At 39.6% G+C, this 13,060-nt stretch carries 14 protein-coding genes; 4 read left to right on the forward strand and 10 right to left on the reverse strand.

Annotation, left to right across the window (positions count from 1 at the left end):
- Positions 1-33 precede the first annotated feature (33 nt).
- Positions 34-1,413: an exodeoxyribonuclease VII large subunit gene (xseA, locus tag M1E93_RS09225; RefSeq protein WP_104873523.1), complete on the reverse strand. Its 1,380-nt coding sequence runs from the start codon at positions 1,411-1,413 to the stop codon at positions 34-36.
- A 170-nt stretch (positions 1,414-1,583) separates the two neighbouring features.
- Between xseA and guaB the strand changes: the two genes are divergently transcribed.
- The 4 genes from guaB (at position 1,584) to M1E93_RS09245 (ending at position 6,594) form a co-directional block, all read left to right on the forward strand.
- On the forward strand, positions 1,584-3,050 hold the full coding sequence (gene guaB, locus M1E93_RS09230) for an IMP dehydrogenase (RefSeq protein ID WP_004920523.1): 1,467 nt from the start codon (positions 1,584-1,586) through the stop codon (positions 3,048-3,050).
- A gap of 86 nt (positions 3,051-3,136) precedes the next feature.
- Positions 3,137-4,714: a glutamine-hydrolyzing GMP synthase gene (gene guaA / locus M1E93_RS09235; protein ID WP_004920518.1), complete on the forward strand. Its 1,578-nt coding sequence runs from the start codon at positions 3,137-3,139 to the stop codon at positions 4,712-4,714.
- An 846-nt stretch (positions 4,715-5,560) separates the two neighbouring features.
- On the forward strand, positions 5,561-6,040 hold the full coding sequence (locus tag M1E93_RS09240; RefSeq protein ID WP_053109973.1) for an Hcp family type VI secretion system effector: 480 nt from the start codon (positions 5,561-5,563) through the stop codon (positions 6,038-6,040).
- A complete protein-coding gene (locus tag M1E93_RS09245) occupies positions 6,040-6,594 on the forward strand; it encodes a hypothetical protein (RefSeq protein ID WP_004920507.1) in 555 nt (184 codons plus the stop codon). Before M1E93_RS09240 ends, M1E93_RS09245 begins: the two co-directional genes overlap by 1 nt.
- A gap of 1,268 nt (positions 6,595-7,862) precedes the next feature.
- Here the strand turns inward: M1E93_RS09245 and M1E93_RS09250 are convergent.
- The 9 genes from M1E93_RS09250 to M1E93_RS09290 all read right to left on the reverse strand — a co-directional run bounded on the left by M1E93_RS09250 (position 7,863) and on the right by M1E93_RS09290 (position 13,036).
- Entirely contained in the window at positions 7,863-8,750 is an 888-nt protein-coding gene (locus M1E93_RS09250) for a hypothetical protein (protein ID WP_053109978.1), read from the reverse strand.
- Positions 8,751-8,965: 215 nt separating this feature from the next.
- Positions 8,966-9,283, reverse strand: a complete 318-nt coding sequence (locus M1E93_RS09255; RefSeq protein WP_004920497.1) for a DUF1634 domain-containing protein — start codon at positions 9,281-9,283, stop codon at positions 8,966-8,968.
- Position 9,284: 1 nt separating this feature from the next.
- A complete protein-coding gene (locus tag M1E93_RS09260) occupies positions 9,285-10,130 on the reverse strand; it encodes a sulfite exporter TauE/SafE family protein (protein ID WP_060561059.1) in 846 nt (281 codons plus the stop codon).
- A 15-nt stretch (positions 10,131-10,145) separates the two neighbouring features.
- Entirely contained in the window at positions 10,146-10,889 is a 744-nt protein-coding gene (locus M1E93_RS09265; RefSeq protein ID WP_014656098.1) for a GntR family transcriptional regulator, read from the reverse strand.
- 213 nt (positions 10,890-11,102) lie between these two features.
- Entirely contained in the window at positions 11,103-11,318 is a 216-nt protein-coding gene (locus tag M1E93_RS09270) for a hypothetical protein (protein ID WP_231405918.1), read from the reverse strand.
- A gap of 8 nt (positions 11,319-11,326) precedes the next feature.
- On the reverse strand, positions 11,327-11,461 hold the full coding sequence (locus tag M1E93_RS09275; RefSeq protein WP_257791119.1) for a hypothetical protein: 135 nt from the start codon (positions 11,459-11,461) through the stop codon (positions 11,327-11,329).
- A complete protein-coding gene (locus M1E93_RS09280; RefSeq protein WP_014656096.1) occupies positions 11,455-11,781 on the reverse strand; it encodes a helix-turn-helix transcriptional regulator in 327 nt (108 codons plus the stop codon). Before M1E93_RS09280 ends, M1E93_RS09275 begins: the two co-directional genes overlap by 7 nt.
- Before the next feature lie 267 nt (positions 11,782-12,048).
- Positions 12,049-12,366, reverse strand: a complete 318-nt coding sequence (locus M1E93_RS09285; protein ID WP_426206824.1) for a hypothetical protein — start codon at positions 12,364-12,366, stop codon at positions 12,049-12,051.
- A 25-nt stretch (positions 12,367-12,391) separates the two neighbouring features.
- On the reverse strand, positions 12,392-13,036 hold the full coding sequence (locus M1E93_RS09290; RefSeq protein WP_426206826.1) for an SDR family NAD(P)-dependent oxidoreductase: 645 nt from the start codon (positions 13,034-13,036) through the stop codon (positions 12,392-12,394).
- Positions 13,037-13,060: the final 24 nt, after the last annotated feature.

The following is a 13,060-nucleotide window of genomic DNA, read 5'->3' on the forward strand; positions in this document are numbered from 1 at the left end:
ATCAGGGTATCAACGTGTTGATACCCTTTACGCCTATTTTAAAACAGAACGAGGTGCACGTTTCATTTTCATTTTAGTGATATCAGTGACTTCACTTTCTACCCACCCATCATTTAGGCGTGTTTTAAGCTTTTGGCCTAATTTCACCTGAGAAGTTTTTTTCAATACTGCACCGTCAGAGGTTTCACTAATACTAAAGCCACGAGCCAATGTAGCCAGTGGGCTGACCGTTTCCATTTTTGAACAAGCGACCGCAAAACGCTGCTTATAGCTATTCAGTAACTCGGTCATCATATTCTGTAAATGGTATTGTGTCTGTTGTAGCGACCGATGTTGCCGTTGTAATTGAGGCCGCAAGTCTTGTTGTGACAGCCGGCGTTGCAATTGATCATGACGTAGCTGAGCGGTTTGCAACCGCCTTGTGATAGTTTGGGTCAGTTTCTGATTAAGCAGGCTCAATTGATGTTGTTGCCTTGCTAAACGGAGTTGTGGATGTTGTTGCTGTAAGCGATGCTGTAAACGACTAAAACGTTGCTGCTGCCCTGCAAGGTAATAATCCATCGCCATTTCAAGACGCTGTTGAGCAGAATGTAATTGGCGAATTAATTCCACTTGGTTACGGCTAACCAATTCAGCGGCAGCCGAAGGCGTCGGAGCGCGAACATCGGCCACAAAATCGGCGATCGTGATATCCGTTTCATGACCTACCGCACTAACAATAGGTAATTGGCTAGCAAAAATAGCTCTAGCGACAATTTCTTCATTAAACGCCCACAAATCTTCTAATGAGCCACCACCACGCCCCACAATCAGTACATCACACTCACCTCGTTTATTGGCTAACTCAATCGCTCGGGCAATTTGTGCAGGAGCTTGATCTCCTTGAACGGCTGTTGGGTAGATCACAACTGGGAGTGATGGGTCACGACGACGTAAAATATGCAGAATGTCGTGTAATGCAGCGCCTGTTGCTGAGGTAATAACACCAATGCGTTTTGCAGGGGAGGGTAAAGGCTGCTTATGTGTTACATCAAATAAGCCTTCTGCGCCTAACATTTGTTTGAGTAACTCAAAACGCTGCTGTAGCAGACCTTCGCCAGCCGGTTGCATGCTTTCAATGATAATTTGATAGTCACCACGAGGCTCATAAAGTGTGACACTTGCCCGTACTAAAACTTGTTGACCATTTTGTGGACGAAATGTGACGCGTGCATTTTGTCCGCGAAACATAGCCGCACGAACCTGAGCTTTGTCATCTTTTAATGTGAGATACCAATGACCAGAGCTAGGTTGCGAAAAGTTTGATATTTCGGCTGTCAGCCATATTTTACCCATTTGGCGGTCTAGAAGTTCACGGACAGCTTGATTGAGTTTGCTGACAGAATAAATTCCACTATTTTGTTGAGTCGACATGTGAGCTAGATCAAATTCTAAAACAATGACTTAATTGGTTGATACTAACCTAGTCAGAGGAGTTATCAAGTTTTTTTCAAAAAAGGACTGGAGGCAATCGGTTTCGGTGTGTATAATGCCGCGGCAATATTTTATACCTTTCCATAACGCTGCCTGGTGAGATATTGCCTATGTTACGCATAAAAAAAGAAGCTCTAACTTTCGACGACGTATTGCTCGTTCCTGCACACTCAACCGTATTACCAAACACGGCCGATCTATCAACCCAACTGACTGCAACTATCCGCCTGAATATTCCTATGCTTTCTGCAGCGATGGATACAGTGACTGAATCTGATCTTGCGATTGCACTGGCTCAAGAGGGTGGCCTTGGTTTTATCCACAAAAACATGTCTATTGAGCGCCAAGCGGAAGAAGTTCGTCGCGTGAAAAAACATGAAAGTGGGGTTGTAACTGATCCGGTTACCGTTACCCCTGAGACAACGATCCGCGAAGTTCAAGAAATGGCAGAACGTAATGGTTTTGCTGGTTATCCTGTTGTGGCTGCGGATAAATCGCTTGTGGGGATCATTACAGGTCGTGACGTTCGTTTTGTTACCGATCTGGATCAGCCTGTCACTGCGGTAATGACACCGAAAGAGCGTCTCGTTACGGTAAAAGAGGGCGAAGCTCGTGAAGTTGTACTGCAAAAAATGCACGAAAAACGCGTTGAAAAAGCCCTAGTGATCGATGATAACTTCCACCTGTTAGGGATGATCACAGTTAAAGATTTCCAAAAAGCAGAACGTAAACCAAATGCTTGTAAAGACGAACAAGGTCGTCTGCGTGTTGGTGCGGCAGTTGGTGCTGGCGCGGGCAACGAAGAACGTGTTGATGCGCTGGTGGCTGCGGGAATCGACGTATTATTGATCGACTCTTCACACGGTCACTCTGAAGGTGTATTGCAACGTATTCGTGAAACACGCAAAAAATACCCAGACTTACCGATTATCGGTGGTAACGTCGCAACGGCTGAAGGTGCAAAAGCACTAGCGGAAGCGGGTGTGAGTGCCGTTAAAGTGGGTATCGGCCCTGGTTCTATTTGTACTACGCGTATCGTGACGGGGGTCGGTGTACCGCAAATTACGGCAATTGCTGATGCTGTCGAGGCATTAGAAGGAACAGGTATCCCTGTCATTGCCGATGGCGGTATTCGTTTTTCTGGCGATATTTCTAAGGCGATTGCCGCAGGGGCAGCCTGTGTTATGGTTGGCTCCATGTTTGCAGGAACAGAAGAATCTCCGGGTGAAACTATCCTTTTCCAAGGACGTAGCTATAAAGCCTATCGAGGCATGGGCTCATTAGGCGCAATGTCTAAAGGCTCTTCAGACCGTTATTTCCAGTCTGATAATGCGGCTGACAAATTAGTTCCAGAAGGGATTGAAGGGCGTGTTGCTTATAAAGGCCGTCTAAAAGATATTATCCATCAACAAATGGGTGGATTACGTTCCTGTATGGGGCTGACAGGTTGTGGTACTATTGATGATCTTCGTACTAAAGCCGAGTTTGTCCGTATTAGTGGTGCGGGTATCCAAGAAAGCCACGTACATGATGTAACCATCACTAAAGAGTCCCCGAATTACCGTCTGGGACAATAACAGATAATGATTCAGGGTAGCTCCGTAGTTAATTACGGAGCTACCAATTTTTTATTTTTGACTTGAATTTTTGGAATTCTCCTCAAATGACAACAAATATCCATAAGCATCGCATTCTTATCCTTGATTTCGGCTCACAGTACTCACAACTGATTGCTCGCCGTGTTCGTGAAATTGGCGTTTATTGTGAACTCTGGGCGTGGGACGTTTCAGAAGAGCAAATCCGTGAATTCAATCCAAACGGTATCATCCTTTCTGGTGGCCCAGAAAGCACCACAGAAAATGATAGCCCACGTGCTCCTGAGTATGTATTTAATGCAGGTATACCCGTTTTAGGTATCTGCTATGGCATGCAAACCATGTCAATGCAACTTGGTGGTGCCGTCGAGGTTTCTGGTGAGCGTGAATTTGGTTACGCAAAAGTTGAAATCACTGAGCAATGCGATTTGTTCCGTGATATTCAAGACTCACTCAACGAAAATGGTACGCCAGTGCTGGATGTCTGGATGAGCCATGGCGATAAAGTGACTGCGATCCCCGCGGATTTTAAAACTATCGCAAGCACACCAAACTGCCCATTTGCAATCATGGCAAATGAAGAGAAAAAATTCTATGGTGTTCAATTCCACCCAGAAGTAACACACACTTACCAAGGCCTCAATATTCTGAAGCGCTTTGTGCAGGATATTTGCCAATGTGAAGCTCTGTGGACGCCAGCGGCGATTATTGATGATACTGTAGCACGCCTCAAAGAGCAGATTGGCGATGATCATGTGATTTTAGCACTGTCTGGCGGTGTCGATTCTTCTGTAACCGCTTTGTTGTTAAACCGTGCGATTGGTAAACGACTCACGTGTGTATTTGTTGATAACGGCTTGTTGCGTTTAAACGAAGCTGATCAAGTGATGGAGATGTTTGCAGGTAAATTTGACCTAAACATTATCCATGTGAAAGCAGAAGATCGTTTCCTGAGTGCATTAGCAGGTATTCACGACCCAGAAGCAAAACGTAAAGCGATTGGTCATGTATTTATCGATGTGTTTGATGAAGAAGCTTCAAAACAAACGCAAGTTAAATGGTTGGCACAAGGTACTATCTATCCAGATATTATTGAATCTGCGGCGTCAGCGACGGGTAAAGCGCATGTCATTAAATCTCACCATAACGTCGGTGGGTTACCAGAAGATATGAAGTTAGGCCTAGTTGAGCCATTGAAAGAGCTGTTCAAAGATGAAGTTCGTAAAATTGGTCTTGAACTTGGCTTGCCATACGACATGCTATATCGTCACCCATTCCCAGGTCCAGGCCTCGGCGTACGTGTTTTAGGTGAAGTGAAAAAAGAGTATTGTGATCTTCTGCGTCGTGCCGATGCTATCTTTATTGAAGAGCTACACAAAGCAGAGCTTTATCACAAGGTTAGCCAAGCATTTACGGTATTCCTGCCTGTGCGTTCTGTTGGTGTGATGGGTGATGGTCGTAAATACGATTGGGTTGTTTCTTTACGTGCAGTTGAGACAATCGACTTTATGACCGCACACTGGGCTCATTTACCATATGATTTCTTAGGCCGTGTTTCAAACCGCATTATCAATGAGGTCGATGGGATTTCAAGGGTCGTGTATGATATTAGCGGTAAGCCACCAGCAACGATCGAATGGGAATAATCCCGCAATAAGAATCAGCTGGCACTGACTAGCAAAATAACGACTTAAGCCCATGTAAAAATGGGCTTTTTTGTTTTTGTTGCTTGTTGTGTCTGAAGCTCAATTACGCTAGTTAATATTGATTATCTATTTGAACTACGAGCTTGTTTTTTCTTGATTATATCATTGGCAGATTTTTTTTCTGAGTTTATAACCATAGCTACTCTGCCACTAATTCTTTTTAGAGTTGATACTTTTGAACTAAATAGGGTTAACTCTTTTTTAAATTTTATTTTTCGATATTTTCTAGCGTATTATTACTGGAAGATGATTTTTTAGTCGGTAACATTCTGTTTTTAGAATCGCACGAAATTTCATGATAATTTGCTTTACATGAACTTTAATTGCAGTGAGCATCAAATATTTAATCATCATCGAGAATATGTGGCTATAAAATAGCCGCTTTCTATTTTTGAACCAAAAGTCTTTTTTTGGCTAAAATACAACCATAATCCACACGCATAAAAATCATCATATTCTTATGATAATTGTTGCGCAAATGTTAAACGCGAAGTCACCCTTCTGTCATTTTTATAGGTTAATATAATATATGCTATATTAATCCATAAAGTGCCATTGGGGTAATAATATACAAATAGTTAAAATGCTGTTAAAAATTTTAGCTTGAAAATACGATAGTTACAAAAATGCTTTTTTCCTTCTTTTTGCTAAAAAATTATTGACATTTAAACTATTGCCAATTTTATGCACGTTAATTTCATGTCGAAAATTCCACATAAATTCCTATGGAAGTTTTAACAAAAAAATGGCTTAATTCTTTAAATCAATTTAACTTAGGGATGAGTTATGTCAGACATTATCTATTTAACATTGCAAGGTCAAAAACAGGGTTTAATTTCAGCTGGTTGTTCAAGTTATGATTCTATCGGAAATCGATATCAGTCAGAACATGCTGACGAGATATTAGTTTATTCCACAAACTATGATATCAGTAGGCAGCAAAATGTTTCTCATGCCCCTTTTATCCTAACAAAAGCCGATGATAAATCATCACCTCTCTTGCTTACTGCAATATCACACAATGAAATACTCGACTGTGAATTTAAATTTTATCGTATTGATAAAAGCGGAGGATTACTACATTACAAAACAATAAAATTGAGTAAGGCATCGATTATTCGAATTGCTAACGAGCACCCTAATTCCTTGCTAAATAACGAGCTACAACCGTTTGAAATAGTATCTCTCCGATATGAAAGTATTACAATAAATCACATTGCAGCAAGTACATCAGGTTATAGCATCACACAAAAGGCTGTTAAATAATGATTAGGCCAATCGTTGATGTACACCAAAATCGCTATGATATTCCTGTGATTGTGGCATCTAATCCACTTTATACTGCAATAATTACAGATCCCGTCAATATATATGTCATGGTTGATAATGACTGGTTAGGTCATGTTGGATTAGTTATTGATGATGGTGATAAAGCTATTTTATATGATCCATCAGGCGGATATATGGGCTGTGGTGAGAAATGCCTTGCAAATCAAATGGCTCACAGGGGATCCGGTGAATTTATGCCATATCCCGATTTTGATTGGGATACTTATCTTTCGTACCATAAATGGAGTAGCGATGATCTCGTCGTCATTCAGTTCACTATACCAAGTGAACACGCAGAAAGATTAAAAAATATTATATTTAATAATAATTATGCAGATCATTTTCACTGTGCAACCAATGTCTCCAGAGTATTAAGGGAAAGCGGAGGGATATTTAAAAATTTAGAAGATGGATTTAGAACACCTTGGGGAGTGAAAAATGAACTTTTAGATATGAAACCACCAGAGGTATTATTTCCTCATGTCAAATAATAAATCAGTCATTTTCCCATTGGGGTTATCGATGGCTATAGGTGTTGTTGCGTATTATATACTAGTAATACGACAATCTTTTTTTCGTGTCTATGGTCATTATGGCGAAATCCATGACATATTAATTAACTACTATTATGGGATGGGAATTTTTTACTTCATTTATACCATATCTACTGTGTTTATTTTTTATTTTTACATAAAAAAAACAGCATATTTAAACTAGTTTTAATATATTTAGCCATACCTACACTAGTTCCTATGATAAGTTGGTTTTTTTATTCTTGCATAAAAGAGTCCATATATAGAAAGTCTTGTTTTGATATGACTATGTATGATTTTTTTATAAAAATATTTATTTCATTTATTGGTTCCTACTCTTTTATTTTTGTTGTTTCCTCAGTGATAAGTGGCTTTCTGTTTTGGAGTACAAAAAAGATTTATTTACTTTGTTACAATAAAAAGAAAATTTAAGGAGTCACCCCAAATGGAGTTTTATTGAAAAACAAATCGGAAATGCGTTAAATATAGATAATCTCCATTTGATTTTAGTGATCTCCCCCTCAAACAGCTGATTTAACATTGAAAAAACACACTCTGTATTCCATTGAATACGGAAAAACTGAGTCTTGATGAAAAAAGAATTTGTTATCAATGAATTAGAGCCAAAATTAAATTTATCATATGACTTATTTAATTTATGGAATTTAAGACTAACATTGTCATGGTATTAATTTAACGGGAAATAAATTTTACTGATTGTTTTTAAGTATTTAGTTTTTTTCTCTCATAGGGTAAGAAACAAAAAACTCTATTTTGATATATTTAACTCTCCTCTTATGTTTAAAAATTGAACTAAAATATCGACAAGTAGCAAAAAATAAAAAAATTCTGCGTATGGTATGGATGATGGTACTGAGAAAATCCACCTTTCTAACTAGCTGTTATGTTAATGAATATTCTTATCATTGATAATTGAGTGGGAATAATTTAGCTATTGTTGATAACAGTTTTTAGTTGTCGATAAATTCAAAGGCATCAGTTACTTACTGTTGCTTTTTTTGTTTTTAACAGTCTTTAATCGTTGATAATTACCGATAATTTTGACGCTATCAGAAATAATAACGGCTAAAAAGGGCGATCAAGCTATTGGTAGTATTAAAATTAAGAATCCAATTGAGCTTAGTTACTCAGAAAATTTAGCGAATAATGCTTTAATTATCTACGTAGTCAAAAAATCTCTTAGCCTTAATATATCGCCTATATTCTTATAGTTCATTGTTTAGCCCATCAAAGTCGACTTCACCTGTTATTTTATCAATATCAAAATAAGCGACAACGGGAGTGGTTTCTGGATCAGCACCTCCCCCTCGACAGCGCGACGACTGGTGATCTTCACGTACTAATAAACGAAACCTATTATTATCATTTATACCTTCATAAAAGTGGCAGGAATATTCTACATTCATCCAGAGCGAAACAACTCTAATGGCTAAATCAAGGCTGGATGGATTAATATCATTGCGATAACTGTCACCATGATTTAACTGCCACAACCGCTCTTTTTTTATCCATCCTCTAACAATTTCACCCGTTGATGTATAATAATTAACAAGAATAAATGTACCTTCAGCATCTTCTTGCCCTGAAACTTGGTCTCCAGGGATAACAAATACGTCGTCAACGATGCATGAGTCATCAGGTGCTGAGTAAAAATTCGCTTTTTTATTACCGATAATTTGATAGTGATTATTCTTTACAGGAAAACTAATACCGATTTGTTGTTCTTTTATATTCGCACACTTTTTAGAGGTTGTGATTTTACTTTTCAGACTTTGAAAAAATTGTGCTTGTACCCATCCTGTGACAAATTGATTATTTATATCTCGATAACGAATATATAAATACTCTACACCCTTTATTTCACCAATTTCACGGAAGACTTCTACTTGATCACCTGAAATAATAAATGTTGCTAATCGGCAATTCTTATCCGGTGCAGAATAAAAATAAGCTCTACTTCCGTCTTTGACTACCATTGTTTGGTAATTAAATCCAGCTTCAGCACCATATATAGAAGCGATCAGATCGCATTGCTCATTGGCATGTAATGATATTGAAAATAATAACAAAAAATATAAATAGAACCGTTTCATTTTATTCTTTGAAATTCAGGATAGAGAGTTTCCTTTTTATCAAACATATAATGAATTTGCTTTAGGATTATGATTAGTTATTGCTAAAGTACGCTAAACTCCCATCTGGGCTAGTTTTTCCATCTGGTGAATAATGTTCCTTATTTTCTACAGAGAAGGCTCTAAAACAGACGTATAAACTTTTGTGATCCAAGAAGAATAGACAACACGTCAGGCTAGGGGAGGTCTATTTCAATAAATACACCTGCCGCTATTGTACATAGAACAAAACAAGCAATCGTAGCGTAGAGATAATCGTGCTCACGTAAAAATAGCACTAGCATGAGTATGACTCGAGCAACAGGAAGAAAAATAAATAAAATAATACCTATTTTTATGATGGGATAACCGCCGAATGATAATGGGAAATAGGCAGCAAGTGCATTGATAATAACGCCGATGGCTATCAGTACTGTCGCAAACCATGTACCATACCAGAGCAAATTCGCAATAAGTTGATCCCGTATTTCTATATTTCTTGTGAGCTTCTTCATTCTACACAGACTCAACCAAAAGTTGGATATCAAAAGCACTTAACAGCATTTGAACTGCCAATAGTGCGAGAATGATGACGAAAAAGATCCGCAATTTTTCCGCTGGTAACCACATCAGTAAGCGCGCGCCAATGAGCGCACCAATAACCGAGCCTAAAGTGATAGGCCCCGCAATATCAATATCGATATCACCACGAACAAAATAAGCGCAGGCACTGGCAGTCGCAGTAACACCGATCATAAAGTTTGATGTGGCAGAAGAAACTTTAAGAGGGAGTCGTAAAGCAGAATCCATCGCAGGAATTTTAAGAACACCAGAACCAATACCGAGTAGTGCGGAAAGTAAACCTGCACCGTACATAAGTAACATACCGAGTGGTAAATGCCCTATTTGATAACTGACTTCTTTTCCGACATGATCAGGGTAGCTGGCGTGTAATTGTAATCGACTTGCCCAGCTTGTAGGTGGAGAAGTGACATGATGTGTTTGATGCCTTCGAGTCAACATTTGTTTAGCAGAAAGCCCAAGAATAATAGCGAATAGCCCATATAACACTGGCGTTGAAATTATTCCGATAAGAAACACACCCGTTAATGCTCCAATCGTCGTAGCCGTTTCAAGAACGATGGCCAATCTTACATTTGCAAGGCGTCTTTTAAGAAAGGGAGCAGCACTCACACATGAGCAAGCAATCACAGAAATAAGACTTGCTCCGATCGCAATATGAATATCAATACCAAAGATGAATATCAGGATGGGTACAATAAAGATACCACTTGCCATACCTAATACACCGCCAAGGGCGCTTGCGCTAAACGCAGCTAAAACTAGCCATAAAGATCCCATGACTTAATTTCCCTATCATGAACGGTCACGTGGACGTCGAACCAAGCGAGTCACAAAACGAATTAGATCGCCACGGTAATAGAGTTTTTCGTAATCAATAGGGCGATGCCCATGAGTATAGGATGTACGTTCAATCATAAAGACAGCACCCCCCGGCTGAATATTGAGAGCCTGTGCGACTTCAGCAGAAGCGGTAACCGCTTCAAGTCGATATTCTGCTTCGGTCAGTGGTAAGTGATATTTATCTTCCAGTAGAGAAAAAATTGGCTCAACATCAAGGTTATGCGTAGTGATCTTTTCACCAATCTCCTGTGGTAGGTACGTCTCATCAAAAGACATTGCGACACCATCGGCTAGACGGACGCGTTTAATTTGCATCACCAAGCTGCCTGTGGAAACTGAAAGCTGCTTAGCGACATCGGCTTTAGCGGGCACGACCTGTGTTCCGAGCAAACGAGCCGTTGGTGTACGGCCTAGAGCCAACATATCTTCAACAAAGCCTGTCAATTCGGTCAACTCTTGTGTGATTTTAGGCTCTGTGACGAAAGTGCCTTTGCCTCTTCGGATTTCGACTTGCCCACGAGAAACTAGGTTTTCAATAGCCTTACGGATAGTCGTTCGGCTGACATTGAACCTTTCGACCAATTGTTCTTCGGATGGGAGCTGACTACCGGGGGGTAAAATACCGGTAGAGATGTCAGCTGCTAAAGCCGCTTGGACTTGAGCATAAAGTGGAGTGTGTTCTTGTTCAATTTTCATTCGCTAATCATGACATCATGATGTCGTAATGTCAATTTACTAAGCGTAAGATAATTGAAGATTGAATTTTTTATTAGGTGATTAAGAACAAGGCTAAGCATCATTAAAGAGGCGATAAAATACAAAGCCTTAGCTAAGAGAGGGAGTATGGATAGATGGTTTTTACGCGTGAAGAAGTATTAATCGAATGGTCGGAAAGTGATTGCCGCCTTATTAAATGTTCAACCTTAAATTCGCGTTTACCTCGTCGATTAATGACTTTGGCACATCCCATTCCTTCGCTAACGTTGGCCATTTCGAGACATGTTCAATCGTTTCATCGATGACTGCATTACCGAAGTCATCGGGTAGGGAGTCTGCGATTAAACTAGGAAGGCCTTTAAAGGTGTTAAAGTCTAATTCTGGGAAGCGAAATATTGTTGAAGACAAAGGCATTTTTAAAGGGGATAGTTCAATCCTTTTTTGAGAAAACTGGGTTCGTATTCAAAAGCACCAATCTTTCTCTCTGTATCAAAACTGAGTGCACCGATGGTTTGATTATGATAATTGACATTAATAACTTCCATTACCATTCAATGTGCTCCTCTTCATTCTCTTGTCGCTGACCAGATGCTCTTTGGCGCTTTTTTCCTTGTAATTTAGCTAGTTGTATAGGTGAAATAGGTTTTGAAGGTAAAAATAAATCAAGTTGCTCCGTTAAATTTAAAGCCTGCATGATAGCGATAAAAATTTCTAGTTGCGCTTTACCTTTCTCAGCATTGATAACTGTTTTACGTGCGACACCAGCAAATTCTGCGACCTCAGATTGCGTTAGGTTTTGATTCAAGCGAGCCTGTTTTAATCGTTCTCCAAGTTGCTCTGCAAGTGCAATAGCACTTATTTTATTATTCATATAAAGACCCTATTTGGTGACTTTAAATGCAAAAATAACCGATAATGTAACTATTATGGTACTTTATTTTTATTAAGTAAAGGTTGCTGGTAGTGTAACCAAAAAAGAACTTTAGCATAAAAATACTTATTTAAAGTAACTAAAATGGAACTTTATAAAAATTAGTTTATTTGTTTTGATAAACCGCGTAAAGGCAAACATGCCTGAAAGCCCCTTAATTGAAAAGGGGCGGATGGACTAGATAACTTTTACCGTGCAAAGGGGTAATTAAGTTATCGGCAGTGAACTATTCTGAGGAAATGCTTCACCAACCATTTGTTCGCTTTTTAGCCATAATGCTTTGGCGAGTTGTGGGTCGATAGCATAAGTGCGAAGACCGAAAAAACCCGGTCCATCATTAACTTGTGCAACTTGGCAATCTTCGCAATATTGACCACCAATTTCATCCGCATCAGCGACGGCAGCAGCCCATACGGTGGTTGCTGCACCTTGTGGGATTGTTTTAGTTTCTAAACTGGATAAACCGGCTTGCTGGTTAAGTGAATTGATCATGGTGCCAATTTCGGCTTGATCTTCGGCTGACATATTGCGGCTCAAGTTAGTAGCAATATTACCGGGGTGAATAGGCGCAAGCGCGAATACCCAGATTGCGATAACGGCGGTCAAATTCAACAGCAAATAAAATGTTGGCAGTCTTTGAACGACTATAGGCAAGTTGTGGCTGATAGTCAGTATAGGAGAAATTAAGATCGTTAATATCAAAATCGAATAAACGGTGTCCTGCTGAGGAAACGCTAATAACACGAGAGCCTGAATTTAATAAAGGTATTAGGCGATTAACAAGTACAAAATGACCTAAGTGGTTAATACCAAACTGAGTTTCAAAACCATCGGCAGTATGACCAAATGGTGTCGCCATCACACCAGCGTTATTAATGATAATATCAATTGGTTTTCCGGCTGCGAGTAGGTTGTCAGAGCATGTGCGTACAGAGGCAAGCGATGAAAGATCTAATTCAACGAGCTCGAAACTGCCTTGTGGGTTAGCGCCACGAATAGCGTGAGCTTGCTTTTCACTTTTAGCAGTATGGCGAACGGTACCAATAACATGAGCGCCACGTGCGGTTAATGCTCTAGCAATTTCAACGCCAAGACCAGAAGAAGTTCCTGTAACGAGAATACGTTTATGACTTAAATCGATGTTATTTAAAACGTCATCAGCGGTGGAGGTGGCACCGAATAGGTTCTTTTTCATGTAATTCTCCTTAATATATGAGCA

This window comes from Providencia sp. PROV272 (assembly GCF_049901975.1).
GTDB classification, from domain to species: Bacteria; Pseudomonadota; Gammaproteobacteria; order Enterobacterales; family Enterobacteriaceae; genus Providencia; species Providencia stuartii.